Origin of the sequence: Phenylobacterium sp. (assembly GCF_035309685.1) — a bacterium.
Classification (GTDB): Bacteria; Pseudomonadota; Alphaproteobacteria; order Caulobacterales; family Caulobacteraceae; genus Phenylobacterium.
The window spans coordinates 189580-215631 of sequence record NZ_DATGEX010000031.1; the positions used below are offsets into that span (position 1 = coordinate 189580).

At 68.5% G+C, this 26052-nt stretch carries 31 protein-coding genes; 16 read left to right on the plus strand and 15 right to left on the minus strand.

Going from position 1 to position 26052, the window contains the following annotated elements:
- The first annotated feature begins 83 nt into the window (after nucleotides 1-83).
- The 7 genes from VKQ35_RS10440 (at nucleotide 84) to VKQ35_RS10470 (ending at nucleotide 4846) form a co-directional block, all read left to right on the plus strand.
- Nucleotides 84-287, plus strand: coding sequence for a hypothetical protein (locus tag VKQ35_RS10440; protein ID WP_324361247.1), 204 nt, complete (start codon nucleotides 84-86; stop codon nucleotides 285-287).
- Nucleotides 288-348: 61 nt separating this feature from the next.
- Nucleotides 349-741: a metalloregulator ArsR/SmtB family transcription factor gene (locus VKQ35_RS10445; protein ID WP_324361249.1), complete on the plus strand. Its 393-nt coding sequence runs from the start codon at nucleotides 349-351 to the stop codon at nucleotides 739-741.
- Nucleotides 738-1268: an SRPBCC family protein gene (locus VKQ35_RS10450; RefSeq protein WP_324361251.1), complete on the plus strand. Its 531-nt coding sequence runs from the start codon at nucleotides 738-740 to the stop codon at nucleotides 1266-1268. The genes VKQ35_RS10445 and VKQ35_RS10450 overlap by 4 nt, the downstream gene beginning before the upstream one ends.
- A gap of 54 nt (nucleotides 1269-1322) precedes the next feature.
- On the plus strand, nucleotides 1323-2060 hold the full coding sequence (locus VKQ35_RS10455; RefSeq protein ID WP_324361253.1) for a DUF899 domain-containing protein: 738 nt from the start codon (nucleotides 1323-1325) through the stop codon (nucleotides 2058-2060).
- A 119-nt stretch (nucleotides 2061-2179) separates the two neighbouring features.
- Nucleotides 2180-2329 (plus strand): hypothetical protein, encoded by a 150-nt coding sequence (locus VKQ35_RS10460; protein ID WP_324361255.1) that lies wholly within the window; start codon nucleotides 2180-2182, stop codon nucleotides 2327-2329.
- A gap of 42 nt (nucleotides 2330-2371) precedes the next feature.
- Nucleotides 2372-3607 carry an acyl-CoA dehydrogenase family protein gene (locus VKQ35_RS10465; protein ID WP_324361257.1) on the plus strand — a complete coding sequence of 412 codons (1236 nt, stop codon included), beginning with the start codon at nucleotides 2372-2374 and terminating at the stop codon, nucleotides 3605-3607.
- Between the two features lie 150 nt (nucleotides 3608-3757).
- Nucleotides 3758-4846, plus strand: a complete 1089-nt coding sequence (locus VKQ35_RS10470) for a class I SAM-dependent methyltransferase (RefSeq protein WP_324361259.1) — start codon at nucleotides 3758-3760, stop codon at nucleotides 4844-4846.
- A gap of 101 nt (nucleotides 4847-4947) precedes the next feature.
- Here VKQ35_RS10470 and VKQ35_RS10475 read toward each other — a convergent pair whose 3' ends face one another.
- The 4 genes from VKQ35_RS10475 to VKQ35_RS10490 form a co-directional block, all read right to left on the minus strand.
- Complete coding sequence (locus tag VKQ35_RS10475) at nucleotides 4948-5565, minus strand: YceI family protein (RefSeq protein ID WP_324361261.1); 618 nt, start codon at nucleotides 5563-5565, stop codon at nucleotides 4948-4950.
- Between the two features lie 147 nt (nucleotides 5566-5712).
- Nucleotides 5713-6774, minus strand: a complete 1062-nt coding sequence (locus VKQ35_RS10480; protein ID WP_324361263.1) for an SO2930 family diheme c-type cytochrome — start codon at nucleotides 6772-6774, stop codon at nucleotides 5713-5715.
- Nucleotides 6771-8015, minus strand: a complete 1245-nt coding sequence (locus tag VKQ35_RS10485) for a parallel beta-helix domain-containing protein (protein ID WP_324361265.1) — start codon at nucleotides 8013-8015, stop codon at nucleotides 6771-6773. Before VKQ35_RS10485 ends, VKQ35_RS10480 begins: the two co-directional genes overlap by 4 nt.
- Before the next feature lie 58 nt (nucleotides 8016-8073).
- Nucleotides 8074-8667, minus strand: coding sequence for an alpha-ketoglutarate-dependent dioxygenase AlkB (locus tag VKQ35_RS10490; RefSeq protein ID WP_324361266.1), 594 nt, complete (start codon nucleotides 8665-8667; stop codon nucleotides 8074-8076).
- 42 nt (nucleotides 8668-8709) lie between these two features.
- Here VKQ35_RS10490 and VKQ35_RS10495 point away from each other — a divergent pair, with 42 nt between their 5' ends.
- A complete protein-coding gene (locus VKQ35_RS10495; RefSeq protein WP_324361268.1) occupies nucleotides 8710-9450 on the plus strand; it encodes a DUF6065 family protein in 741 nt (246 codons plus the stop codon).
- A gap of 6 nt (nucleotides 9451-9456) precedes the next feature.
- Here the strand turns inward: VKQ35_RS10495 and VKQ35_RS10500 are convergent, their stop codons facing one another.
- Nucleotides 9457-10236 carry an alpha/beta fold hydrolase gene (locus VKQ35_RS10500; RefSeq protein ID WP_324361270.1) on the minus strand — a complete coding sequence of 260 codons (780 nt, stop codon included), beginning with the start codon at nucleotides 10234-10236 and terminating at the stop codon, nucleotides 9457-9459.
- Nucleotides 10233-11513, minus strand: a complete 1281-nt coding sequence (locus tag VKQ35_RS10505) for an LLM class flavin-dependent oxidoreductase (protein ID WP_324361271.1) — start codon at nucleotides 11511-11513, stop codon at nucleotides 10233-10235. The genes VKQ35_RS10500 and VKQ35_RS10505 overlap by 4 nt, the downstream gene beginning before the upstream one ends.
- A 107-nt stretch (nucleotides 11514-11620) precedes the next feature.
- Here VKQ35_RS10505 and VKQ35_RS10510 point away from each other — a divergent pair, with 107 nt between their 5' ends.
- A complete protein-coding gene (locus VKQ35_RS10510) occupies nucleotides 11621-11992 on the plus strand; it encodes a hypothetical protein (protein ID WP_324361274.1) in 372 nt (123 codons plus the stop codon).
- 101 nt (nucleotides 11993-12093) lie between these two features.
- On the plus strand, nucleotides 12094-12366 hold the full coding sequence (locus VKQ35_RS10515) for an usg protein (protein ID WP_324361276.1): 273 nt from the start codon (nucleotides 12094-12096) through the stop codon (nucleotides 12364-12366).
- Nucleotides 12367-12369: 3 nt separating this feature from the next.
- Here VKQ35_RS10515 and VKQ35_RS10520 read toward each other — a convergent pair whose 3' ends face one another.
- Nucleotides 12370-12684, minus strand: coding sequence for a glycine zipper 2TM domain-containing protein (locus VKQ35_RS10520; protein ID WP_324361278.1), 315 nt, complete (start codon nucleotides 12682-12684; stop codon nucleotides 12370-12372).
- 175 nt (nucleotides 12685-12859) lie between these two features.
- Between VKQ35_RS10520 and VKQ35_RS10525 the strand changes: the two genes are divergently transcribed.
- A complete protein-coding gene (locus VKQ35_RS10525) occupies nucleotides 12860-13120 on the plus strand; it encodes a GlsB/YeaQ/YmgE family stress response membrane protein (RefSeq protein WP_324361280.1) in 261 nt (86 codons plus the stop codon).
- A gap of 72 nt (nucleotides 13121-13192) precedes the next feature.
- On the opposite strand, the gene VKQ35_RS10530 is transcribed toward VKQ35_RS10525, so the two are convergent.
- From VKQ35_RS10530 to VKQ35_RS10545, 4 genes are all read right to left on the minus strand, one after another.
- Complete coding sequence (locus tag VKQ35_RS10530) at nucleotides 13193-13912, minus strand: M23 family metallopeptidase (protein ID WP_324361282.1); 720 nt, start codon at nucleotides 13910-13912, stop codon at nucleotides 13193-13195.
- A 96-nt stretch (nucleotides 13913-14008) separates the two neighbouring features.
- A complete protein-coding gene (locus tag VKQ35_RS10535; RefSeq protein ID WP_324361284.1) occupies nucleotides 14009-14587 on the minus strand; it encodes a TMEM175 family protein in 579 nt (192 codons plus the stop codon).
- A 154-nt stretch (nucleotides 14588-14741) separates the two neighbouring features.
- Complete coding sequence (locus VKQ35_RS10540) at nucleotides 14742-15767, minus strand: DUF885 family protein (protein ID WP_324361286.1); 1026 nt, start codon at nucleotides 15765-15767, stop codon at nucleotides 14742-14744.
- Nucleotides 15768-15910: 143 nt separating this feature from the next.
- Entirely contained in the window at nucleotides 15911-17008 is a 1098-nt protein-coding gene (locus VKQ35_RS10545; protein WP_324361288.1) for an acyltransferase, read from the minus strand.
- Nucleotides 17009-17156: 148 nt separating this feature from the next.
- Here VKQ35_RS10545 and VKQ35_RS10550 point away from each other — a divergent pair, with 148 nt between their 5' ends.
- The 3 genes from VKQ35_RS10550 to VKQ35_RS10560 all read left to right on the plus strand — a co-directional run bounded on the left by VKQ35_RS10550 (nucleotide 17157) and on the right by VKQ35_RS10560 (nucleotide 19804).
- Complete coding sequence (locus VKQ35_RS10550) at nucleotides 17157-18737, plus strand: amidase (RefSeq protein ID WP_324361291.1); 1581 nt, start codon at nucleotides 17157-17159, stop codon at nucleotides 18735-18737.
- A gap of 227 nt (nucleotides 18738-18964) precedes the next feature.
- A complete protein-coding gene (locus VKQ35_RS10555) occupies nucleotides 18965-19093 on the plus strand; it encodes a hypothetical protein (RefSeq protein WP_324361293.1) in 129 nt (42 codons plus the stop codon).
- Complete coding sequence (locus VKQ35_RS10560) at nucleotides 19094-19804, plus strand: sensor histidine kinase (protein WP_324361295.1); 711 nt, start codon at nucleotides 19094-19096, stop codon at nucleotides 19802-19804.
- A gap of 22 nt (nucleotides 19805-19826) precedes the next feature.
- On the opposite strand, the gene VKQ35_RS10565 is transcribed toward VKQ35_RS10560, so the two are convergent.
- From VKQ35_RS10565 to uxaC, 4 genes are all read right to left on the minus strand, one after another.
- A complete protein-coding gene (locus VKQ35_RS10565) occupies nucleotides 19827-20615 on the minus strand; it encodes a hypothetical protein (RefSeq protein ID WP_324361297.1) in 789 nt (262 codons plus the stop codon).
- Nucleotides 20616-20696: 81 nt separating this feature from the next.
- The gene (gene kduD, locus VKQ35_RS10570; RefSeq protein WP_324361299.1) at nucleotides 20697-21443 is read right to left on the minus strand and encodes a 2-dehydro-3-deoxy-D-gluconate 5-dehydrogenase KduD; all 747 of its coding nucleotides are present in this window, start codon (nucleotides 21441-21443) and stop codon (nucleotides 20697-20699) included.
- A complete protein-coding gene (gene kduI, locus VKQ35_RS10575) occupies nucleotides 21444-22280 on the minus strand; it encodes a 5-dehydro-4-deoxy-D-glucuronate isomerase (protein ID WP_324361302.1) in 837 nt (278 codons plus the stop codon).
- Between the two features lie 10 nt (nucleotides 22281-22290).
- Nucleotides 22291-23733 carry a glucuronate isomerase gene (uxaC, locus tag VKQ35_RS10580; RefSeq protein WP_324361304.1) on the minus strand — a complete coding sequence of 481 codons (1443 nt, stop codon included), beginning with the start codon at nucleotides 23731-23733 and terminating at the stop codon, nucleotides 22291-22293.
- A gap of 193 nt (nucleotides 23734-23926) precedes the next feature.
- Between uxaC and VKQ35_RS10585 the strand changes: the two genes are divergently transcribed.
- Complete coding sequence (locus VKQ35_RS10585; protein ID WP_324361306.1) at nucleotides 23927-24793, plus strand: 2-keto-4-pentenoate hydratase; 867 nt, start codon at nucleotides 23927-23929, stop codon at nucleotides 24791-24793.
- Complete coding sequence (locus VKQ35_RS10590) at nucleotides 24768-26051, plus strand: MFS transporter (protein ID WP_324361308.1); 1284 nt, start codon at nucleotides 24768-24770, stop codon at nucleotides 26049-26051. Before VKQ35_RS10585 ends, VKQ35_RS10590 begins: the two co-directional genes overlap by 26 nt.
- Nucleotide 26052: the final 1 nt, after the last annotated feature.

Here is a 26052-nt window from a genome sequence, read left to right on the forward strand (position 1 = left end):
ATTCTATCGAGAGCATCGAGCTGATCTGTCCGGAACCGAGCCCTTGCGGCCGGGTTAGCCCTGGAGCAACCGGAGGCCCAGCCATGACCGACAAATCCAAGATTCAGGGCGAGGGCGACTACGCCGCCGCCCGCAAGTTCGACGCCGAGGAACGCGCCTTCGTTGAGAAGGGCGGCATCGAGGAGAAGGCTCGGGCGGCCGAGGCCGCGCTGGACGGGCCGGAGGGCGAAGAGCTGGAACGCGCGCGCAAGGAAACCGGCGAGCGCGGCGCGTCGCCGAAGGCCTGATCGAGATTCAAATTCAACCATCTGGTTGACAATTGGCGGGGGCCGTCTAACTATCAACCACATGGTTGAATTACACACAGCCCCGGCCGCCCAGCTCGACGCCGTCTTCCACGCCCTGGGGGACGCGACGCGCCGGCGGATGCTGCGCGACTTGTCGGACGGCGAGCGCAGCGTCGGCGAACTGGCCGCGCCCTTCGACATGTCGCTGGCCGCAGCCTCGAAGCACATCAAGGCGCTGGAGAAGGCCGGCCTCGTCCGCCGCCAGGTCCGGGGGCGCACCCACCTCTGCCGACTGGAGCCGCGCGCGCTGGAGGACGCCCACGAATGGATCGCCTTCTACGAACGCTTCTGGACCGCGCGCCTGGACGTCCTCGAAGGCCTGCTGCGCCAAGGCGGGGCCCAGAACCCGTTCAACCAGACCCCGCCCAAAACGCCTGAAGGAGACAATTCATGACCGACACCGTCACCCGCGGCGCCTTCGGCGAGCGGATCGACCCGGCCGCGGTGCGGCTGGAGCGGATGCTGCCCGGCCCCATCGAGCGCGTCTGGGCCTATCTCACGCAGAGCGATCTGCGCGGCCAATGGCTGGCGGTCGGCGACATGGACCTGCAGGTCGGCGGCAAGGTCGACCTGACCTGGCGCAACGACGAGCTGACCGGCCACAAGGAGGAACGCCCGGCCGGCGTCGAAGCCCTGCACCGCCAGGAGAGCCAGGTGATCCGCGTCGAGCCGCCGCGCCTCCTGAGCTTCGGCTGGGCCGGCGGCAGCGACGTCACCTTCGAGCTGGAGCCCCGGGGCGAGGAGGTGAAGCTCACCGTCACGCACCGCCGCGCCCGCGACCGCAGCCAGCTGCTGGGCGTCTCCGCCGGCTGGCACGCCCATCTGGACGTGCTGGCGGCCCGCCTGGAGGGCCACGACCCGCAGCCCTTCTGGCAAACCTGGACAGAGCTTCGCGCGGCCTACGACCAGCGCCTGGCCTAGCCGCCCGCCAAACACCCAACACCGCCGTGACCACCAGCAACAGAGAGGTTCGCTATGCAGACTCATGTCGTATCGCCGGAGGCCTGGGCCGCCGCGCGCGAGGAGATGCTCGTCAAGGAAAAGGCCTTCATACAGGCGAAGGACGCGCTCTCCGCCGAACGCCGTCGAATGCCCTGGCAGGCCGTTGAGGCCGACTACCTGTTCGATGGCCCCGACGGCAAGGTGAGCCTGCTCGACCTCTTCGAAGGCCGCCGCCAGCTGGTCGTCTACCGCGCCTTCTTCGAGCCCGGGGTCTACGGCTGGCCCGATCACGCCTGCGTCGGCTGCTCCCTGGGCGCCGACCAGGTGGGCAACCTCGAGCATCTCAATGCCCGCGACACCACGCTCGCCTACGTCTCCCGTGCCCCACAGGCTGCCATCGCCGGCCTCAAGGCGCGGATGGGCTGGACCATGCCCTGGTACACGATCACCGACAGCTTCGACGCCGATTTCGGCGTGGACCAGTGGCACGGCCACAACGCCTTCATCCGCGAAGGCGACAAGATCTATCGCACCTACTTCATCAAGAGCCGCGGCGACGAAGCCATGGGAACGGTCTGGAGCTACCTCGACATGACCGCGCTCGGCCGCCAGGAGACCTGGGAGGATTCGCCCGAGGGCTATCCTCAGGAGCCGCCCTACAAGTGGTGGAAATGGCACGACGCCTACGCGGGCGAGCCCGGCCACGACCCCAAATTCGGCGCGGTGGTGGACGCCGCGATCGCCTCGACGGGCACAGGCCGGACCCCGTGAGCGCCGAGAGTCCCGGCGGACCTGACGCCCCCGCCCTCCGCCGGACCGCCCCAGGCGCAGCCGATTGGCTGCGCCTGGCGGCGACGCCCGCCTTCGCGGTTATGGCTGTCGCGACCGGGATGGACGCGCCCGCGGACATGGTCTGCGGGGCCGCCCACGCCTCGCCGCTGAGCGGCATGGCGCCGATGTACCTGCTGATGAGCGCCGTCCACGCCAGCCCCTGGCTCGCGCTCGTGAGTCACCGATTCAAGATCGGGCTTGCCGCGTAGACCCCGCCGACGGAGGCTGGTTCCAACGAGAGAGGAACCGCCATGTCCATCGACTTCGAGATCCCGCCGGAAGCCAAGGCCGTCCGCGAGCGCGTGCGCCAGTGGGTGAAGGACGAATGCATCCCGGCCGAGAGCCGGATCAAGGACAAGGAAAGCTACAAGGAGGTCCTCGGCGAGCTCCGCGCCAAGGCCCGCGCCCAGGGCCTGTGGCTGCCCTTCGTGCCCAAGGAATATGGCGGCATGGGCCTTGGCCCGCTGGCCAACGCCCTGGTGCAGATGGAGCTCGGCCAAAGCCACCTGGGGGCTCTCTCCATGAACAGCCAGGGGCCGGATGACGCGACCATCCTGACCCTGCTGGCGCACGGCACCGACTATCAGAAGGAGAAGTTCCTCAAGCCGCTGCTGAACGGTGAAAAGCGCGTCTGCTATTCGATGACCGAGAAGGCGTCGGGCGCCGACGCCACCGGCATGCGGACGAGTGCTGTCAAGGACGGCAACGAGAACTACGTCCTGAACGGCGAGAAGTGGTTCTCCTCCGCCGCCAGCGCCGCGGACCTCGCGTTGGTCATGGCGCGCACCGATCCGGACGCGCCGCGCCATCAGCAGTTCTCGACCTTCATCGTCGAGCTGCCGAACCCCGGCTACCGCATCAAGCGCGACATCCCAACCATGGCCGTCCACGGCCCGCTCGCCGAAGTCATGGGCGGCGGCCACGCCGAGATCGAGATCAAGGACCTGGTGGTCCCGGCCGAGAACCTGTTGGGCGGCGAGGGGCGCGGCTTCGACATGGGCCAGCACCGCTTGGCCTACGGGCGGCTGCGCCACGGCATGCACAACATCGCCATGGCCCAGCGCGCGCTCGACATGGCCACCGCGCGGGTCACCGACCGCGAGACCTTCGGTCGCAAACTCAGCGACCGCCAGGCCGTTCAGTTCATGCTCGCCGAGTGCGCGACGCAGCTCTACATCTCGCGCCTGATGCTGCTGCACATCGCCTACAAGGCGGAGAAGGGCATGGACATGCGGCAGGAGAACTCCATCGCCAAGGTCTACCTGGCCCACATGGTCCACCACGTGGTCGACACTGCCATCCAACTGCACGGCGCGCTGGGCTACAGCCTCGATACCCCGCTGGCGTCCTGGTACACCCACATCCGCAGCCAGCGCCTGGTGGACGGGCCGGACGAGGTGCACCGCTGGACCGTGGGCCGCAACGTCATCAAGGCGTTCCAGAAAGAGGGGACGACCGCCATGGCGGCGGGCGGGGACCTGCTCTAGGCGCAACCATCATGCCGGTCGCGCGAATGTGTAAGGCCGCTCGACCCTGGCGACCCTAGAGTCCGGCGGCTCCAGTAGCGTTGCGCATCCAAACCGGCGGCGGCGGGCGTCAGCACGACCGCCAAGCCGCCCTCATGACGAGGTGGTGGAATGGCTTCCGAAACTCTCGACCGCGCCCCTGCGGCGGTCGATCCCGACAAGCTGAACGCCTTCATGGGCAAGATGGTGGGCGAAATGGGCGCGGCGATGTCCGCCTCGCTGGTGGTCCTGGGCGAGCGCCTGGGACTCTACCAGGCGCTGGCCGCGCACGGCCCGGCGAACTCCTTCGAGCTGGCCGACGCGACCAGGCTCAACGAGCGGCTGATCCGCGAGTGGCTGGCCGCTCAGGCCGCCGCCGAATACATCACCTTCGACGCCGCCACCGGCAGCTTCTCGCTCTCGCCCGAGCAGGTGATGGTCTTCGCCGACGAGGAGAGCCCGGTGTTCCTGGCCGGCGGCTTCGAACTGCTGTCGGCCGTCTTCAAGGACGAGCCCAAGGTCGCCAAGGCTTTCCAGTCGGGCCTAGGCCTGGGTTGGCACGAGCATGACGTCTGCCTCTTCCGCGGCACCGAGCGGTTCTTCCGCCCGGGCTACAACGCCAACCTGGTCGCCAACTGGATTCCAGCGCTCGAAGGCGTCGAAGCCAAGCTCAAGGCCGGCGCCCAGGTGGCCGACGTCGGTTGCGGCCATGGCGCTTCGACCATCCTGATGGCCCAGGCCTATCCGAGCTCGCACTTCACCGGTTTCGACTACCACCCGCCCTCGATCGAGCGCGCGCGTCAGGCCGCCGCCGCCGCCGGTGTCGCCAGCCGCACCGACTTCCAGGTCGCCTCCGCTCAGGACTACCCGGGCGATGGCTATGACCTGGTCTGCATCTTCGACGCCCTGCACGACATGGGCGACCCGGTCGGCGCCGCCGCCCATATCCGCAAGAGCCTTAAACCCGATGGGACCTGGCTGCTGGTCGAGCCGTTCGCCCACGACAATCTCGCCGACAATCTCAATCCGGTCGGACGCATGTTCTATTCGGCCTCGACGATGGTCTGCACGCCGGCCTCGCAGAGCCAGGAGGTTGGCCTGGCGCTCGGCGCCCAGGCCGGTGAGGGACGCCTGCGCAAGGTCGTCGAAGACGGCGGCTTCACGCGCTTTCGCCGCGCCACGGAAACGCCGTTCAACCTGGTCCTGGAAGTCCGGCCCTAGGGAAGCCCCGCCCAGCAGAAAGGGCCGCCCCGGGGGGAGAGGCGGCCCTTTCGCTCTATCGAGGCCCCAATTCTTGGGGGGAAAGATTGGGGGAAGCGCTCTTAGGCGGCGGGCGCCGCCTTGAACTCGGCCTCGATGGTGAGGGTGACCTTGTCGCTGATCGCCGGGACATAGGACTTTATACCGAAGTCCGAGCGCACGATTTCGGCCGTGCCCGCGAAGCCCAGCGAATACTTCTTGTCGAGCGGATTGACGCCGCCCTGATTGAACACCGCGTGGACCACCACCGGCTTGGTGACCCCGTGCAGGGTCAGTTCGCCGGCGATGTCGGCGGTCTTCTCGCCGGTCTGGGTGACCTTGCCGGCCTTGAAGGTCGCGGTCGGGAAGGCGGCGACGTCGAGGAAGTCCTTGGACTTCAGGTGGGTGTCGAGCGCCGGGTTGAGCGTACCCAGCGAATTGGCGTCGACGGTGACGTCCAGCGCCGAGGCGCCGACCGCCTTGGGATCGACTTTCAGGGTCGCGTCCACATGGCTGAACTGGCCGATGTAGGTGGAGAAGCCGAAGTGGGTCACCGACCAGGTGATCTTGCTGTGGTTGGGATCGATCTTGTAGGTCCCGGCCTGCACGGCGGCGGGCGAGGTGGTGATCTGCGCCTGGGCGGCGCCGGCCGCGGAGAGCGCGAGCACGGCGGCGAAGGCGGCGGTTTTGAGGAAATTCACGGGGGCGGACCTTCCGTCTGATGGTGTGACGCTAAGGTAGCCCGGCCGCGCCGAATGTTAATCGCCCGGCTTGGCCGTAAACTCATTCCAGATTGGAAATTATGACTCCAGCTCTTCCCCCTAACTCTTCGGTTCAGGGGAGGAGCGCTAGTGCATCCTGGCGATGTAGTCGCGCACCACGGCCAGGCCTTCGTCGTGGACGATGGAGCGGCCTAGCTCCGGCATCATCACGCCCGGCTCGGTCGAGGCCATGCGGAAGGCGATGATCGAGGCGTCGGGACGGCCGGGGACGAGGTCGGTCTCCAGGTCGCCGGAGCCTTTGCCGGCGGCCACCGGGCGCTTGCCGATGCCGTACCGGGCCGGCCGCGCTTCTTCGAGATTGAGGAACAGGCCGGTATTGGACGCCGTGCCCTTGGGGTTGTGGCAATGGCCGCAGTTGCCGTCGAGATAGGCCCGGCCCCGCGCGGCCAGCGGCTCGGCCGGATCGTCCCAGACGGCTGTCCGCGGCCACTTGTCGGGCGTCGGCGCGCCCATCAGCATCCCGGTCCGCGTCCAGTGGGCGAGCTGGTTCTCCGGCCCCTCGGCATAGGCGAAGACGCCGTTCAGGTTGCGCGCCTTGACCCCGATCGGCGCGATGCGGCCCGACAGCGAGTGGCACTCCTTGCACTGGTTCTGGTTGGGCACGTGGTAGTCGACCTGGCGGGCCTGGCCGTGGGCGTCGGTGAAGCTGACGTCGAGCCGCTTGCCGGCCCGCTTCAGCACCGCCTGCGTCTGCTCGTCGTTCCAGACATAGGTCAGCGCGACCCAGCCGCTGCGGCGATGGATCAGCAGCCGCGTTTCGATTCTGCGCACGGCCTCGGCCGGCCGGCGCAGGTCGGCGGGGTAGGCGAAGGTCTTGATCAGCGTCGCGCCCACCGGCAGCTCGACCGCGCCCTCCGGCCTGTAGGCGGCGTGCTTTCCCGGCGGCAGGTAGAGGAAGCGGCTCTTCTCGGCATAGTCGCTGAACAGTGGCGTGTTGAGCGCATAGGGTGTCACGCCGGTGTTGGCGTGCTGCGCGACATCGTCCGTGAACAGACGATAGGCCGCGAGCGTCGGCGCGGGCGTGCTCGACAGCAGCGCCTTCAGCGCCACGCCGCCCGTGTCCTGTGCGGGCGCAGGCGCCGCGCCCAGCAGCGCCAGCGCCGCCAGCGCGGCGAAGGCGCGTCTCATAGGCCGGCTTGCGCCTTGGGCAGGACGACGGGCTTGGGCTCGGCGATGGGCCCGTCATCCAGAGTCGGCTTCACGTCCGGCTTGGCGCTGAACACATTGCCGGGGGCTGCGAAGTGCAGGTTGGCCACCGGCCCGTCGGTGAAATGGACGTGCACGGCAATCGGCGCGGTCATGCCCTTCGGCGTGAAGTTGGTCACCCCGTCCCAGACCACCGGCGGGATGGTCCCGCCCATCGCCTTGGCGATCACGTCGCCGCCGGGGAACTGCGGCGCCCAGCCGTTTTTGCCGATCCGGTTGTCGTGCACGGCGATGTCGCGCGGCAGCGGGTTGTAGGTCAGGTCGTCGTAGTTCTGGGTGTAGCTGACCACCATGACCGCGGCCGTCTGGTTCTGGTCGATGTCGTTGTCGAAGACGTGGATGTCGCGGTTGGCCATCACCATGACGCCGGTCCCGGTCGGCACGTCGCCGACGATCGCGCCCTTCTTGGCGAAGTTCTTGGTGTCGTTCTGCACGACCTTGTTGTGGAAAACCCGTGTGGAATGACCGCCCATCTGCGGCAGGTTCGGCAGGTCGAAGACCAGGATGCCGCCGGCGTTGTGGGTCGACAGATTGTCGTGCACGTCGGCGTTCATCGAGTTCTCGATCTCGATGCCGGCGACGTTGAACTCGGCGGTGGAGTTCCTGACCACGATGTTCTTCGACTGGCCGACGTAGATGCCGGCGTCCGACGCCCCGTTCACCGTCACCTTGTCGATCAGGACGTTCGTCGACGACACCGGATAGACCCCATAGGCGCCGTTGGTCGACTTGGGCCCGCCGGTCCAGACGACCTTGAGGTTCACGAAGCTGATCTGGTCGACGCCCTTGGACTTGATCCCGTCGCCCTTGGAGTCCTCCATCGAGAGGTCGCGGACCGTCACCTTGTTGGAGGTGATCAGGAAGCCCTCGCCGGAGCTCTTCTGGCCCTTGAACGACAGGACCGTCGCGTCCGGCCCCGCGCCCTTCACGGTGACATTGGCGACGTCCAGCGAGAGGCCGTCGGTCAGCTCATAGCGGCCGGCGGCGATCATCACCGTGTCGCCGGGCTTGGCGTCCAGGAGCGCGGTCTGCAGCTTTTCCTGCACGTCGCCGCCGGGCGTGACGGTGAGCGTCTTGGCCTGCGCCTGGCCGGCGAGCAGGGCCGCGACGGCGGCGGTGATCAGCAAACCCTTCATGCGGGCCTCCTCCAGAACCTTCGGCATCGTGACGCGCCGTTCAACTTTGTATGCCGCGCTCCCGTTGCGGCACGCAATGGGCGTTTCAGGTCCTGAAGTTGCGCAAGGTGATGGAGTAGCGGTGGGCCGCCACCGGCGGGATCGAGTGCTCCCAGGCCGCGCGCGCTTCGCCCGTGAGGCGGTAGATCGAGCGCGGGCCAAGCTCCAGGGCCGCCCGCTGGAAGCCGTCGCCAACCCGGCGGCGCAGGCGGAAGGTCGCCGGCGCCAGCAGTGAGATCCCCACCACCGTCTCGAAGATCGGCCGGTCGCGGTGCCAACCGATAGGCGCGCCGGGCAGGTATTCGTTGATCAGGCACTGCTGCAGGTCTTCGGGCGCGAGGTCTGCGAAGGCCGCCGCGCGGCCGCGCACCGCCGAGAGCTCCGCCGGCATGTCGTCCGCCTTCTCCAGGTTGCTGCGGGTGAAGTCATACCGCCAGCCGAAGGAGATCACCCGGCGTTTGCCCTCATAGCCACGGAACTGGAAGGGCTCGAACGGCTGGGTCGCGAGCCAGGCCGCAAGCCCCGCCTCCTCGTTCGCCGACAGGAACTCCGGCTGGTAGACGAACCCGTCGGGCAGGCCGGCCGGCGCCGCCGGCGCCATGGCCTCTTCGAACAGCGACGGTTGACGGGCGAGCGGCATCCCCTGCCATGTAGTGCGCCGTCCGCTCACCGAAAGCGCCACATGCAGCTCGAGTGCTTCCCGACCCTCCCCAATCCACCGCGGATGGTCCCCGGCCGGCCCGACCGGCCCTGGATGGACGCGTTTGGCGGGCGCACGCCCTACCGTTGCCTGCCGCTGACCATGGCCAACACCACCGGCTGGGAGATTCTCTGCCCCTTCGGCTTCACAGCCGAGTGGACCGGCGGCCCAGCGGTCGCCGATCTGACCGTCATCCCGGACACGCCGACCGACGACCTCGGCCGGTTCGTAAGCTCGCACTTCGCCTATGGCACGCTGACCTTCCACACCGGCTATCTGTTCCGCACGCCGCCCGGCTGGGCGACCCAGGTCACCGGCGCGCCGAACCAGATCAAGCACGGCATCCGCGCGCTCGACGGCCTGGTGGAGACCGACTGGCTGCCGTTCCCCTTCACGATGAACTGGCTGTTCACCGGGCCCGGCCGGGTGCGCTTCGAGAAGGACGAGCCCTTCTGCTTCGTCAATGTCATCCCGCACGGCGAGGTCGACCGAATCGAGCCGGTGATCAAAAGCCTGGAGTCCGAGCCGCAGCTGAAGGACCAGTACGAGGTCTGGTCGCGGTCCCGCTCCGAGTTCAACCAGAAGCTCGCCGAGCGCGATCCGGCGGCGCTGAAGGAGTCCTGGCAGCGGTTCTACTTCAAGGGCGCGCCGCCGGAACGCGGCGGCCCTGCGCCCACGGACCACATTAACAAGCGTCGGCTGAAGACGCCCAAGACCAGCTAGTTCGGCTCAGCCCAGGCCAGAAACCGCCTCCGCGACCGCCGCGGACTTCTCGAGAATCAGCATGTGGCCAGCCTCAGGGATCGAGACCAGCTGCGCGCCCGCAATGCCCTTCTTGAAGGCGTGGGCGTAGGTCGGCGAGATCAGCCGGTCCGAATCCCCCCAGACGATCACGGTCTTGGCCTTGATGCGGTAGAGCCGCTGCTGGAGGCCGCGCTCCGGAATCGGGAACAGGATGCGGCCGGCCATGCCGAGCTGGCGGGCGTTGGTCACCAGATAGGCCTGCAGGAAGCCTGGGTCCTCGACATTGCGCCCGGCGGTCAGGATCGCCGCGCCCGCCACCGCGTCGTGGAACAGGAGCTGCGGCATCTCGAAGGGGAGCGTCGCGAACATGTCGACCACCGGATGGTCGTCGTCCCACAGGCCCGCCGGCGCGATCAGGGCGAGCCGACTGACGTCGTTTGGCGCGACGGCGGCCATCTCGGCGGCGATCATCCCGCCCATGGAGTGGCCGACCAGGATCGGATCCTTCAGCCCCAGCGCCTCGACCACGTCCCAGGTATGGAGCGTGAAATCCAGCATGTCGCGGATCTCAGGGCATTCCTCGCTGTCGCCGTAGCCCGGGATCAGCGGGGCGTAGACATGATGCTTCGCCGCCAGGGCGTTGAGGAACGGATCCTCCGCCGTCACGCCGCCTGCGCCATGCAGGAAGACGAGGTCGGGACCGGAGCCACCCTCGAAATAGCGGACGGGGACGTGAGGGGTCTGGACGGTCTTGAGCTGCATCATTCCCCGGCCTCCAGCGCATAGGTCTTGGCCAGGTCCGCGGACGTCGGGGCCTCTTTCGGCAGCCGGCCGGAGGTCACGCGCTTCTCCAGCGGCGTGGTCCAGAAGCGGTTGTCGCTCTCCCAGTCGGGGAACATGCCGCGCAGCTTGGGCATCACCTTCTCGGCGAACAGCTTGGTGGAATACATGCACTTGTCGGCCGGCATGTTCCCCACGTGCATCAGGCAGAAGATGTTGCCGACGTTCAGGCCCTTGCAGAGGTCCTCCATCCGCTGGCGGACGGTCTCGGGGCTGCCTGCGATCACGTGGCCCTGCTCGACGAGGTCTTTCCAGGTGAGCTCGGTGAAGCCCTGCGGGCGGCCATATTGCGACAGCGCGCCGGTCTGGATCGTCTTGATGGTGCGGTAGCCCGGCGCGTCGGCGAAGCCCGGATAGACGTGCAGGCACCGGTTATAGAAATAGCTGACGTGCTCGGAATAGAGCCGCTCGGCCTCTTCGTCCGTGTCGGCCACAAGGATCGTCTGGGCGAAGCCCGCGCGATAGGGGCTCTTGTCGACGCCGCGCTCCTCCACGCGCTTCCAGTAGCCGTTCATCAGGGCCTGGGCGCGCAGGTAGCCGGAGAAGCTGAGGTAGGAGTAGCTGTAGGTGTTGTCGATGCAGAAGTCGTAGGTCTCCACCGACCCGCCGCCGGGGATATGCACCGGCGGATGCGGCTGCTGGATCGGACGCGGCCAGATGTTCACGTGCCGCAGCTTGTTGTAGCGGCCGTTGAAGGCGAAGGGCTCGCGCGTCGTCCAGGCCTTGATGATCAGGTCGTGGGCTTCCTGGTACTTCTCGCGCGTGAGGCTCGGAATCTGGCCGTAGCAGTAGTTGGTGTCCATCGACGTTCCCACCGGGAACCCCGCCACCAGCCGCCCGCCGGAAATGCAGTCCAGCATGGCGAACTCTTCCGCCACCCGGACCGGGGGATTGTACAGCGCGATGGAGTTGCCCAGCACCACGATGGCCGCGTCCTTGGTCCGGCGCGCGAGGCCGGCTGCGATGATGTTGGGGCTGGGCATGATGCCGTAGCCGTTCTGGTGATGCTCGTTCACGCCCACGCCGTCGAAGCCGAGCGTGTCGGCGTATTCGAGCAGGTCCATGTAGGTGTTGTAGACTTCGTGGCTCTTGGCCGGATCGAACAGCTTCTGGTCGATATCCACCCAGACCGAGCGGTTCTTCTCCCGGAAATCGTCCGGCAGATAGGGCCACGGCATCAGGTTGAACCAGGTGAACTTCATGGGCTCGTCCTCCGGGGCCGGCTCTGCAGGCCAGTCTCCTGAACGACGATAACCTTTGTAGGGCGGGCGCCAACCGTGGAATCACGGGTTCGGCACAGAGGAGAGCCATGGCCGACCCAACCCACTTCTATGCCGGCTGGCTGGTCGACCCGGTGGCGCGCGAGGCCCTGCTGGCGCAGTTCCCGCCGCGCTATGAACGCGTGGTCGCCCATCACGTGACGCTGAAGTTCGGCGACGAAACAGCGGCGCCGCCGGCCGAGACGCTGGGCGAGATCGTGGGCGGGGCCGACGATGGCGCGGGCGTCCAGGCCCTGGTGGTGGCGATCGGCGGCCGTCCCGCGCGGCCGGACGGCGGGGTCTTCCACATCACCTGGTCGCTCGGCGAGGGGCGCGAGGCGCGGGAGAGCAACGACGTCATCGCCCGCGGCTGGACGCCCCTGGCCGAGCCGGTGACGGTGCGCCTGATCCCGAAGGCGTAAGCAGCAGTCACGCTTGCTGAGTGCTAAGGCACTGAATTTCCGGAACCTTATCCAAGAATCATGCCTACCCTTGATGCGTACAGAGAGCGTTGGGTATTGGCATGCAGGCGTCGCCCGAATTTGCGAAGCAGATGGCCGGATATGGCCTGACCACCGCCGAAATCCTCTACCGCATGCCCGACCATCCGGCCCTGCTGCAGAGCTACATCTGGCAGGACTACGACCTGTTTCCCGAATTCCCGGCCCTAAAGGGCTTCCTCGAGTTCTGGACGCGCACGCTCGACGGCCCCCTGTTCAAGGTGACCGTCGGCCATTGCAAGCTGATCAAGCCCATCGACTGGAAGGCGCTGGGCGGCGAGTTCCGCCTCCAATAGCGCCTAGCGGTATTCCCAATGGCAAACGCGGTGGGTGTCGTTGTGCTTGGCGATCTGGTGGCCGATGACGCCGCCGGCCACGGCGCCCAGGATGGTGCCGCCGGTCTTGCCGCCGCCGTGGCTGAGCGCATTGCCGGCCAGCGCGCCGCCGACCGCGCCGACCGCGGTGCCGGTGTTGCGGGCCCCGCGGCTCGACACATCGCGGCAGACACGGACGCGGTGGCGCTCGGGCTGGGCCTGGCTGAAGCTGGGAATAGCGGTGGCCACGGCCAGGGCCGAGCACAGCAGGGTCGCACTGGCGATGAACTTGTTGCGCACGAGGAAATCTCCTTGGAAGGCAGCGGACACGCTTCGGACCTAAACGCCGCCCCATGGCGAAGGTTGCGTGGCTCAACTCCTATTCGTCGGCACGGAACCGATGGACGCATGACGCCTTGTTGCTGCAAGCCGCCGGGCGACGTTTGTTTCGCGCCGGCCATTCGGAGAAACGCTCATGTCCCTTCTCGCCTGGCTCGTTCTGGGTCTGGTCGCCGGCTTCATCGCCAGCAAGCTCGTCAACCGCACCGGCAGCGGCATCATCATGGATCTGTTCCTGGGCGTGGTCGGCGCCTTTGTCGGCGGCTTCCTGTTCACCCGCTTCGGCCACGCCGGCGTGACCGGCCTGAACCTCTATTCGTTTATGGTCGCAACGCTCGGCGCCGTCGTGGTGCTGGTGATCTTCCACGCCCTGGAGGGCCGCCGCAGGTTGTTCTAGCCGCGCCGTCCCTCGCCGACTCCTGAGAAGCCTCGCTCCAAGCCGGAGCGGGGCTTTTCGCTGCGTGGGGCCTCAGTCCCCCAAGGCGGCGCCGGTCTCGGCGCGGGCGACGATCAGCTTCTCGGCGTCGACCTTTCGGCCGCGCTCGGCGATCTCGAGATGGATGTGGTCGGTGATGCCGAGCGGATAGCGCCGCTGCAGGCTGTGGGCCTGGCCGATCGGCTGGCCGACGGCGACCGTGTCGCCCACCGCCACGGCGGGGTCCACGTAGAACACCCGCGCCGTGAGGTGCAGCGCCGGATTGTCGATCTCCACGAAGCGCAGGGTCTGGTCGTCGGGATAGGCGTAGCCGATCTTGGAGACATAGCCCGAGATCGGCGCCGACACCGCTTGGCCGGCGGTGGCCACATAGTCCACGCCCTCGTGGTCGCGGGCGCCGCCGTCGCGGGACGCGTGGAAGCGGCCCTCGCCATAGGCGTCGGTCCCGCGCGGCGCCTGGCCGGTGGGGTTGGCGATATCGGGCTGGCCGTCGCCGTCCAGGTCGGCGCCTTCCCAGACGGTGCGGGTCTCCAGCGTCAGCGCCTTGGGCGCAGCGCCGGAGGTGAAGACCGCGAGTTCGGGAACCGCGCGCAGGCCTGAGAGCTTTCCCGCATGCACGGCGGCCTCGGCCATGCCCAGAGAGGCCGCCGCGACGCCGAGCGCCAGAGCGGCCACGGCAGAGGTTCGCGGGGTGAAGGCGGCGTGGCTGAAAAGCTGCGCGAGCCGGGTCCGGAGGAACTGTTTGACGCCCATCGGCGCGCACTTAGGCGGCGATCTGGGCGAAAAAATGCGTGAGCTTCAGCGTATAGCCGCATCCGGACGAAGGGTCGCAGCGTGGCCGCAGGCCGGCTAGGGCTCCCTCAGCATCCGCTCAACCCGCGGATCGGGCGTGAACCAGATCGCGGCCACCACCACATAGAGCGCGACCGACGCCATCGGCTGGACGAAGGCGAGCGCGACGCCGACGGCGTAGATCGCCAGCGAGACCTTGCCCTTGATATCGCGGCCCATGGCCCGGGCCAGTTCCGAGTCCGCGCCTTCGTGGCGGATCAGCAGGGTCATCAGGATCGTGAAGGCGACGGCGTTCATGATCAGCACCCCGCCATAGAGCGCGACGGGCGCGGTGGAGAGCTGGTTCTCCCCCATCCAGGCGGTGGCGAACGGCACCGTCGAGAGCCAGAACAGCAGGTGCATATTGGCCCACAGGATCGGCCCGGTGACCGAGGTCGCCAGCGTCAGCAGGTGGTGGTGATTGTTCCAGTAGATGCCGACGTAGATGAAGCTCAGCACGTAGGCGAGGAACACCGGCAGGACCGGCAGGAGATCCCGCAGGGCGGTGCCGTGCGGGACCTTCAGCTCGAGCACCATGATGGTGATGATGATCGCCACCACCCCATCGCTGAACGCCGTCAGCCGTTCCTTGCCCATGGCCGGACTCCCCGCGACGCGGACGCCCGCGCCACGGGAGCTTAGGACGTCTGGCGTCCCATCGTCAGCAGGCGGGTGAGCGGCGACGGATGGGGTGCGCCAAGCGCCACGCAGCTCAACAACAGCGTGGCGCTGCCCTGAACCGACGGCGCCGCTAGGGGCGCAGCAGCAGCTTGTCCTTCACCCGCGCCTCCAGCTCCCCGAACGGGAAGGGGCCGTCGGCGAGGACGGCCTTGTGGAACGCCGGCCAGCGCCCCCGGTCGGCCGGACGCCAGGTGGCCAGCGACAGCGCGCCCAGGCCCTCGGCGGCGCACTTGCCGGGCTGGGCCGCGATGCGCGCGACGTCCGCCTCGATGGTGATGAAGGCGGCGCCGAATCCCTGCAGATCGCGCAGCGCCGCGACAGCCTGGTCGCGGCTCCAGCCCATGGCGTGCAGGCCCGTGTCGGCGACGATGCGGCCGAGGCGGAACAGCCGCCATTGCAGGTAACCGATCTCGCCTAACGGATCGCCGGCATAGGCGCCGAGGTCGCAGCAGAGCTGTTCGGCATAGATCGCCCAGGCCTCGACGTAGGCGCCCGAGGCCTTGATCCGCGCCTCCGGCGGGCAGGCTGCGCCTTGGAGCGGAAGCTGCAAGAGGTGGCCCGGCGTCACCTCATGGAAGCCGACGCTGGGGAGCGTCCAGGACGGCCGCGCCCGGATGTCCCTCAGGTCGATGTAGTAGGCGCCCGGCTTGCCGTCCGCCGGCGCCTCGCGGTAGCCGCCCTTCCCGGCGGCGACGTCGGCGGCCGACATGCGCCGCACCGCCGCGGGCGCGATCGGCAGGTCGCCCAGGGCGCGGCGCAGGTTCGGGCGGAAGGCGCTAAGCCGCGTGTTCATCTCGCGCACCGCATGGTCGCGGCCCGCTTCGCTGTCCGGATAGAGCCAGCGCGGATCCTTGGCTAGCGTGCGCAGGCGCGCGCCCGGACCGCCGGCGGTCAGGCCCTGGCCGCGCAACAACGCGTCCAGCCGCGCCTGCGCCGCGGCGGCGGCGGCCTGGGCGCTCTGGTGGGCGCCCGCCGGGTCGACCGGCCCGCCATAGGCCGCAGCCAGGGCGCTGCGATAGGCGCCGGCAGGCGCCGCCATGGCCGGCGCCGCCAACGCGCCGAGGCCGGACGCCAGCAAGGTTCTGCGGGTCTGCATCGCGCTCACGCTAGCGAGCCGAAACGCTGAATACCACCCAGGCGCCAGCCCATGATCTTCGACAATTCGACCCGCCCCGTCGACGACCCGCGCGGGGCCGAGCGGCGGCTCTTCGCCAAGGTCCCGTTCATCCAGGCGGGAACCTAGGACGCGGCGGCCGGCGCAGCGGGACCGGGCAGCCGCCACCGCGCCGTGAGCCGGCGCGCCAGCCGGTTCGCCGGCGTCTCGATGAAGCGTTGGGTGACGGCGGCGGCGAGCAGGGAGGCGATGGCGGCCAGCGCGATCGCGACGCCCAGGGGCGCGTGCTTCAGGACCGCGAACAGCACCAGCGATCCGACCAGGCCATGCAGCAGATAGACCGAATAGCTGGTGTCGGCGAGGAACCGGATTGCGCGGCGCTGCGGCAACCGAAGCCGCATGACCGCCAGGAACAGCAGCACCGCATAGGCGACCGAGATCAGGTAGGAGTTGGTTGCCGGCAGATAGCTCGGCTGGATCAGCCGCACGCCCCAGAGGAACACCGCGAAGGCCGCCGTCAGATACGCAAGCCCCCAGGCCGCCGACAGCCGCGACCTCGCCAGCCACCAGTAGATCGTCTGACCCATCACCAGCACCGGCATGTAGGCCACGAAGGCCGCGAACGGGGTGAAGATCCCGCCGAGCACCCCGCGCTTCCAGACGACCAGGGCGGTGAAGATCAGGTTGATCGCGATGCGGTGCGGGCTGTTGCGGGCGAACTGCGTCACCGCCGTCAGGCCGTAGAAGATCATCTCGATGAACAGCGTCCAGGCCACCCCGACCAGGGCTGTCAGGGGTACGAAGAAGTAGTTGGCGAGCGTCAGGTTGAGCAGCAGGCTCTTGGCGTTCACCTGATCGCGCGCGTCGACGAAAGCGGCCGCGAACAGCACCGCGAAGATGAACATCGGATAGATCCGCAAGAGCCGCTTGACCGCGAACTCGCGGAAGCTCTCGACGCTCGCCCGGTCGCTGATGATGAAGCCGCTGATCAGGAAAAACACCGCCACCCCGAACCAGCCGAAGTCCTGGATGATCCCGAGCGGGCCGGTGACGTGGTCGCGGACCCACTGGGCCGGGACGAACACCAGATGCACCCAGCCCGGCAGGATGGTTCCCAGATGGTCCCAGACCACCAGCCAGGCCGCGAGTGCGCGAAGATAGTCGAGGAAGACATACCTCGCAGCGCTGTCTGCTCCCGGGGGACTGTCTGCGGCCGACGGCATTGACGAATCCACCCCAAGGTCTGCGACCCGCGACAATCGATGTCCTGCGCCCCAGGTCAACGCATGTTCGAAAAGGCCGCGCGCACAGGCGGGGAGCTAGGCGCGGGCCGGCCGATATGCCAGCCTCGGTCCGGGCGGGGAGCGGGCGATGGACGAGCGGGATGCACTGCCGGCGCAGACCGGCCTCGACCGCCGCGCGCTGCTGCAACTGACTTCGGGGGCCGCCGCGAGCGCGGCGGTAGGGGCCATGGCGACGGACAGTTCTGCGGCGGCTGCGGCCTCCGCGAAGACATCTGACATCGTGATGATGGACGCACGCGCGCTGGCGGCCGCGATCCGCACGCGGAAGCTCTCGGCCGTGGAGGTGATGGGCGCCTACCTCGACCACATCGAGGCGATCAATCCGAAGGTCAACGCCATCGTCGGCCTGCAGCCGCGGGAGGCCTCACTCGCGGAGGCCCGCAAGCGCGACGAGCAACTGGCCCGCGGCGGACCCGTGGGCCTGCTGCACGGCCTGCCGCACGCGGTGAAGGACCTGCAGCCGGCGAAGGGCCTGCGCTTCACCCAGGGCTCGCCGATCTTCCGCGACACGGTCGCGACCACCGACAGCATCATGGTCGAGCGGCTGCGCGCGGCTGGCGCGGTCATCGTCGGCAAGACCAACACCCCGGAATTCGGCCTGGGCTCGCACACCTACAACCCGGTCTACGGGATCACCCGCAACGCCTACGACCAGAGTAAGTCGGCGGGCGGGTCGAGCGGCGGGGCGGCGGTGGCGCTGGCCACGCGCATGCTGCCGCTGGCCGACGGCAGCGACTATGGCGGCAGCCTGCGCAATCCGGCGGGCTGGAACAACGTCTTCGGCTTCCGCACCAGCGCCGGCCGTGTGCCCGTCCACGGCAAGGAGGACTGGCTGCCGTCCATGGGCGTCACCGGGCCGATGGCGCGCAATGTCGGCGACCTGGCGCTCCTCCTCTCGGTGCAGGCCGGGTTCGACCCCCGCGCGCCGCTCGCCATGGAGAGCGGCGGCGAACAGTTCCGCGCCATCCCCAAGGCCGGGGTCAAGGGCAAGCGCATCGGCTTCCTGGGTGATTTCGGCGGCGAGACGCCCTGCGAGCCGGGCGTGCTGGAGGTGTGCCGAGCGGCGCTGAAGACCTTCGAGACCCTGGGCTGCGAGGTCGCCGACGCCCGCGTCGACTATCCGGTGGAGAAGGTCTGGCAAGCCTTCATCCGCCTGCGCGGCTGGCAGCAGGGCGGTAGCCTCCTGGAGGGCTACAACGATCCGGCCAAGCGGCCTCTTCTGAAGCCCGAGGCCATCTTCGAGATCGAGACCGGGGCGAAGCTCTCGGCCTTCGACGCCACCGCCGCCTCGGTGGTCCGCACCGACTGGAGCCAGGCGGTGCGCCGGCTGTTCGACCGCTTCGACTACCTGATCGCGCCCACCGCCCAGGTCTTCCCGTTCCAGGCCGAACTGCACTGGCCGCAGGAGATTGCCGGAAGGAAGATGGCGACCTACCACGAGTGGATGAAGGGGGTCTGCCTCATCACCATGTCCGGCTGCCCCTCGCTCGCCTGCCCGGCCGGCCTGGGCCCCAGCGGCCTTCCCATGGGCTTCCAGATCATCGCGCCCGTGCACCATGAGATGGACTGCCTGCGACTGGCTGCGGCCTACGAGACAGCCGCCCCGCTCTCGGCGAACCGCCTGCCGCCGATGCTCGGCCGCGCCTAGCGCCCGCCGGCCGCGCGAAGCTGCGCCCTATCTATTCGGCCCCAAAGGGCCCATATGGGGAACAGCGCCGTCGCGCGGTCGCCGCCACTCAAGCGGTCTAGCCTTCGCGACGCGGCGCCTGTTTCGAGACAATCCATGCCGATGCTGTTCGTGGCCGCCGCGCTCTGTGCGCTGGCCGCCGGCGTTTCGCCGTTCGTCTACGCCCTGGCCAAGAGCGGACGCCGGTCGTGAGCGATCCGCATAAGGCCCCACCCGAATTCCCGCCGACGCCGTTCTTCTCGCTGCGCAACGTACCCTTCTGGTTTTGCCTGGCCCTGATCGCCGCGTTCGCCGGCCTGATCTGGTGGGCGCCATAGATGTCCGCCCGCGCGTCCGACCCCAGCGAGGTGCTGATCGTCGACGACTTCGACGCCCTGCCCGACCGTCAGGCGATGATCTCCGCGGAGCTGCACCATCGGGTGCAGAACACGCTCGCCATCGTCCTGGCGCTGGCCCGGCTGACCGCGCGCTCGGTCACCACCATTGAGGAGTTCCAGGTGGCCTTCGCCGACCGGGTGCAGGCGATGGCGCGCACCAACACGCTTCTGCTGCGCGGCCAGGCCCAGGCGATCGACGTCCGCGCCGCGCTGGAGACCGAGCTTGAGCCCTATTGGGGCCGTGGCGACGAGATCATCCTGGAGTGCGAGCCGCTCAGCATCGTCTCCGACGGCGCGCTTTCGCTCAGCCTGCTGATCCACGAACTGGCGACCAACGCGGCCAAGTACGGCGCGCTCTCCTCGCCGGGCGGCCGGCTGACCGTGGACTGCGTGCGCGGTCCGGGCGGCGGCGTGCTCACCTGGAACGAAACCTCCTTGACCCCAGTCAAGCGGCCCAAGCGCAAGGGCGCTGGCTCGCTCTTGATCGAACGCCTGGCCCGCGACCTGGGCGGCACGGCCGAACTCACCTTCCGTCGCCGCGGCCTGCTGGCGGTCATTTCTTTCAGCCTCGACCCGGCCGCGCTGGCCCGCCGCACCGCCGCGGCCGCCGCCCGGCTGGGCGTGACGGTCTCGCGGCCACCGTTGATCTAGATGTCGGCGCCTAGCTGGCGGGCTACGGAAAGTTCCACCTGAGGAATTGATCTGCGACCGCCGGATTCACTGCCGTCGCCGCCTTCATGTCAGCCTCTGCCTCGGCTTTTCGGTCGAGACGCAATTCCGACAGAGCCCGCCCGAAAAGAGCGGACGGCAACGCATGGTTCTGTCGATAGGCCGTGTCGAAGTCCGCATAGGCCTTGTCGAATTCGCCCTTGCGGTACCAGACAAGCGCCCGGCTGAATTCGGCTGCGACGCTTCGGCGATCGATCGCGAGCGCCTGGGTGCAATCGGCAAGCGCGAGATCGAGGTCGCGGTTGGCCACTGCCCGGAAAAGCGCCCGCCCGCTAAGCGCCACGGGCTCCCGCGGCTTCAGAGCGATCAGCGCGTCATAGTCGCTGAGCGCCCCGTTGTACTCGCCTTCCTGAAATCGCACTTGGGCCCGTGACTGGAGCGCCTCGGCGAAATCAGGCTTCAGTCTGAGCGCCTCATCCAGGTCGGCCATCACCGGATCGGACCTTACACCGGTCTTGGCGTCGACGCTGATCGACAGGCCCCGCTGCGCTCGCAGCATCGCTCGCCGCTGCAATCCCATGGCCTTCGCTGCGGGTGTGTCGGCAGTCATCTGGATCAGGATGGTGCAGCCAGCGATCTGAACGTCGTAGGCGATATTCGGTCCACCGGCGCAGACCGCCGCAGCGTCCATAGTCCCTGCGGCGGGCGGGGCTTCCTTGGCCTCTGCGGACAGCGCGCAAGCGGCCATCAGGCCAAGCACCAGTGCAGCACGGCAAGCCGCCTTAAGCCTCACGCTGGCGATCCTTCATGCTGCCTGGGGTCGGAAGCCGAGCGTGGCAGGCTTGCCAGCGGAACGCCACAGCAAAGCCGAAGCTCAGCGCGCCAGCCAGCCGCCGTCCACGGCCACCACCGCGCCGTGCATGTAGTCCGAGGCCCGGCTCGCCAGGAATACGGCCACGCCGGCCAGGTCGTCGGGCGTCCCCCAGCGGCCGGCGGGGATGCGCTCCAGAATCTGGCGGCTGCGGGTCTCGTCGGCGCGCAGGGCCTCGGTGTTGTTGGTGACGAAGTAGCCGGGCGCGATGGCGTTGACGTTGATCCCCAGGTGCGCCCACTCGTTGGCCAGCGCCTTGGTGAGGCCGGCGAGCCCGCTCTTGGACGCGGTGTAGGAAGGGACCCGCAGACCGCCCTGAAACGACAGCATCGAGGCGACCTGGATGATCTTCCCGCCGCGTCCCTGCGCGATCCAGCCCTTGGCGACCGCCTGACTGAGGAAGAAGGCCACCTTCAGGTTGGTGTCCATCACCGCGTCCCAGTCGGCCTCGCTGAACTCGGCGCTGTCGGCGCGGCGGATGATGCCGGCGTTGTTGACCAGGATGTCGATGGGGCCGGCGTCGGCCATGATGCGGTCGATCGGCTCGGTCGAGCCCAGGTCGGCGGCGATGGCGGTGAGCTTGCGCCCGGCCGCGGCGACCTTGGCCCGTGTCTCGTTGGGCGCGCTTCGCCCCACCGCGACAATGTCGGCGCCGGCCTGGGCGAGGCCAACCGCGATGGCCTGGCCAAGACCTGTGTTGGCGCCGGTGACGAGCGCGACCCTGTCGGTCAGATCGAAGGGGTTGGCCATCTACTTCAGCTGGCAGATGTCGAGGACGTGCATGTCGGTGTAGTCGAGGTTCTCCCCGCCCATGGCCCAGATGAAGGCGTAGTTCGAGGTCCCAGAGCCCATGTGGATCGACCAGGGTGGGCTCATGACCGCCTCTTCGTTGGCCATGACGATGTGGCGCTGGGCGTCCGGCTCGCCCATGAAGTGGTAGACCCGCTCGGCCTCTTTAAGGCCGAAGTAGAAATAGACCTCGCTGCGCCGGTCGTGCAGGTGCGGCGGCATGGTGTTCCAGACGCTGCCGGTGTTGAGGATGGTAAGCCCCAGCAGCAGCTGCGCCGACTTGCAGGTGGCGGGCACGACCAGCTGGTAGATGGTCCGCTCGTTGGACTGTTCGAGCGAACCGCGCGCCAGCGGCACGGCCTCGGCGATCGAGATCTGCTTCACCTCGAACCGCGCATGCGCCGGCGTCGAGACCAGGTAGAACCGCGCGCCCTCGCCCTCGAACACCACGTCCTTCGAGCCCATCGGCACATAGAGGCAGTCGCGGGAAGCCAGGGTGTAGGCGGTCCCGTCGACGGTGACCTTGCCGGGCCCGTCGGAAACGTTGACGATTCCCAGCTCGCGCCGCTCCAGGAACGGATGGCCGGCGGCCGACGCCGGCTCGGTCTGATCCGGCAGTTTCAGCGGGGTCTTGCCGGGCGCCGCGCCCCCGACCACGAAGCGCTCGTTGTGCGAATAGTTCAGCACCACCTCGCCCGCCTGGAACAGGCCGCCGATCAGGTGACGATCGCGCAACTGGTCGTTGGTGGCGCCGTCCATCATGTCGGGATGGGTGGCGTGATAGGTCTTCTTGAACACGAGCGTCTCCTCAGGCGTCCAATTTGTAGGCCCGCTTGGGCAGGTTGTAGGCAAGGTCCTTGGCCACCTCGGCGGCCTCGTCCTCGGTCAGGCGATGCTCGGCGACCAGGCGGCCCAGGAAACCGCAGTCCACGCGCCGGGCCACGTCGTGCCGCGCCGGGATCGACAGGAAAGCGCGGGTGTCATCGTTGAAGCCGACGGTGTTGTAGAAGCCCGCCGTCTCCGTGGTCTGCTCGCGGAACCGGCGCATGCCTTCGGGGCTGTCGTGGAACCACCACGCGGGCCCGAGCTTCAGCGCCGGATAGTGGCCGGCCAGCGGCGCGAGCTCGCGGCTGTAGGCGGTCTCATCAAGGGTGAAGACGATGACGCTCAGGCCCGGCTCCCCGCCGTAACGGTCGAGCAGGGGCTTCAGCGCCCGGACATAGTCGGTCGGCTGCGGGATGTCGGCGCCCCTGTCGCGTCCGAAGGCCCGGAACAACTGGGCGTTATGGTTGCGGAACGAGCCCGGGTGGATCTGCATCACCAGCCCGTCGTCCAGGCTCATCCTGGCCATTTCGGTCAGCATCTGGGCGCGGAACAGCTCGGCGTCCTCTCTCGACCGCACGCCGTCGAGGATGCGGTGATAGAGCGCCTCGGCGTCGGCGGGCGCCAGATCGGCGGTCGCCGCGCTCGGGTGGCCGTGGTCGCTGCTGGTGGCGCCCGCGGCGATGAAGGCGCGGCGGCGAATTCGGTGCGCCTCAAGGTAGCCTGCCCAGTAGGAGACGTCCTGTCCGCTCAGCCGAGCGAACGCCTCCAGTGAGACCCAGAAGTCCTCGTGCTCCGGATCGACCACCGGGTCGGGCCGGTAGGCGGTGACCACCCGGCCCCTGGAGGTCTTGGCCCAGCCGCTCTCGCGGATCGCCTTGTGGTAGGCGAGCTCGTCGGTCGGCGATTCCGTGGTGGCGAGCAGCTCGATATTGAACCGGTCGAACAGGGCGCGGGGCCGAAAGGCGGGCGTCGCCAGCCGTTCGCCGATCCGGTCGAAATAGAGGTCGGCGGTCGCCGCCTCCAGCGCCACGTCGAAGCCGAACACCTCGGCGAACACATGGTCGAGCCAGATGGCCGACGGCGTACCGCGGAAGAGATGCATGTGGTTGGCGAACAGCCGCCAGGCTTCGCGAGGATCGGCCGCGCTCACCCCCCTGCGGCTCGGCACGCCCAGCGCCTCCATCGGCACGCCCTGGCTGTAGAGCATCCGGTAGAGATAGTGGTCGGGCGCGAGCAACAGGCTCGTGGCGTCGGTGAAGGCGTCGTCGGTCGCGAACCAGGCCGGATCGGTGTGACCGTGCGGGCTGATGATCGGCAGGCCCGCCACCTCGCCATACAGCCGGCGCGCCACGGCCCGCACCGACGGCTCCGCCGGAAACAGCCGATCTTCGTTAAGCGTCAGCGGTCGGGTCGGCGGCGTGGGCATGGGCTTGGCGGCGCTCTCTCGGGCTGGCGGCAGGTAACCGGTGTCATCATCGGCTGGCAAGCCCTGTCGGCAAGCCTGACCGGCAAATTGACACCGGTTACCTAATCGCCCAATGTCGCCTCATCGTGACCCTCAAATCGCCTCCAACCAAGACTGAAACGACGGCGCGCGCGCTTTGCGGGGCGGGCGCTCGGTGAACGACTCGCTGGCGAAATCGGCGGCGGCGCTGGCGCCGCTGGAGGTGGCGCGGCGTTTCGTGGACGCCCGCCGCGCGGCGCGGTCGCTGGCCGATTTCCCGGGCGCGATCCCCGCCGACATGGCCGCCGGCTACCAGATCCAGGAAGCCGCCATCGGCCTGTGGCCAGACGCGATCGCCGGCTGGAAGGTCGGCCGCATCCCCACCGAGCTGCAGGCGGAACTCTCCGCCGAGCGGGTGATGGGCCCGGTGTTCGCCGCCAACGTCACCCAGGCCGGCAAGGACCCGACAGCCGTCTTCGCCATCCCCGGCGGGTTCGCCGCGGTGGAGGCGGAATACATCTACCGCATGGGCCAGGACGCCCCGGCCGGCAAGACCGACTGGACACCCAAGGCTGCGGTGGCCCTGGTCGAGGACGAACTGGTCGGCGTCGAGTTCGCCGGCAGCCCGCTGGCCAGCATCAACATCCTGGGCCCCCGCGTCGTGGCCGCCGATTTCGGCAACAACGCCGGCCTGATCCTGGGCCGCACCATTCCCGACTGGCGCACCCGCACCGACGACTGGCCTCCTTGCGAAGCCTGGGTCGACGGAAAGCGGGTGGGCAGAGGCGCTCCCTCCTCGCTGCCGGGCGGCCCCGCGGCCTCCCTCGCCTTCCTTATGAACGCGGCAGCCGCGCGCGGCCGGCCGCTGAAGCGCGGCCAGCTGGTGACCACCGGCGCGGCCAGCGGTATCCACGACATAGAGGCCGGACAGACGGCCCGCATCGCCTTCGGCGACCTGGACGAGATCGTCTGCATTGCGCAGGCCGCCTCTCCCGCCGAGGGTCAGGGAGGATCAGATGGCCACGGCGACACGTCCGGCTAGGTCCGGCCCGGCCGCCGCGGTTGGCCGCTACCGCTGGGTTATCGTGGCGCTCTTGTTCACCGCCATGGTGATCAACTACGTCGACCGCCAGACCATCAGCTTCCTGAAGGGCGACCTCTCCAAGGAGTACGGCTGGGACGAGACAAACTATGCCGACTTGGTCTTCTGGTTCCAGGCGACCTACGCGCTCTCGTACCTCGCCTTCGGGCGTATCGTCGACCGGATCGGCGCGCGTTGGGGTTTTGGCCTGGCCTTCCTGATCTGGCAGGCCGCCCACATGTCGCATGCGCTGGCCAAGTCGCTTGGCGGCTTCATCGGCGGGCGTCTCTTGCTGGGCGTCGGCGAGGGCGGCGCCTTCCCGGGCGGCATCAAGGCCATGGCCGAGTGGTTCCCCAAGAAGGAGCGCGCCTTCGCCACCGGCCTGTTCAACGCCGGCACCAACATCGGCGCCATCGTCACCCCGCTCCTGATCCCCGCCGTGGTGCTGGCCTTCGGCTGGCGCGCGGCCTTCGTGGTGACCGGCTTGGGCGGGCTGCTGTGGCTGCCGATCTGGCTCTTGGTCTACCGCACGCCGCGCCAGCAGAAATCGCTGTCGGCGGCCGAGCTCGCGCACATCGAGAGCGATCCCGCCGACCCGCCGGGCAAGGTTCTCTGGTCGGTCCTACTGCGACAGCGCGAGACCTGGGCCTACGCCATCGGCAAATTCCTGATCGATCCGGTCTGGTGGATGTGGCTGTTCTGGCTGCCGGACTTCTTCGGCAAACGCTACCACCTGGACCTGAAGACCTTCGGCCCGCCGGTGGTGGCGGTCTATCTGTTGAGCGATGTCGGCAGCATCGGCGGCGGCTGGCTCTCCAGCCGGTTCATCAAGGCGGGCTGGAGCATCAACCGCGCCCGCAAGACCACCATGCTGATCTGCGCGGTCCTGGCCCTGCCCGTCGCCTTCGCCGCCCAGGCGTCCAGCCTGTGGCTGGCGGTCGGCATCATCGGCATCGCCACCGCCGCCCACCAGGGTTTCTCAGCCAACCTCTACACCCTGCCTGGCGACGTCTTTCCGCGCTCGGCGGTGGGGTCGGTGGTCGGCATCGGCGGGATGATCGGCGCGATCGGCGGCATGGTCATGGCCAAGTACGCGGGCTTCGTGCTCGACAGGATCGGCGTCTACACGCCCATCTTCGTGGTGGCGGCCAGCGTCTATCTGCTGGCGCTGCTCGCCATCCACCTGCTGTCGCCGAAGCTGGAGCCGGTTGAGATCTAGC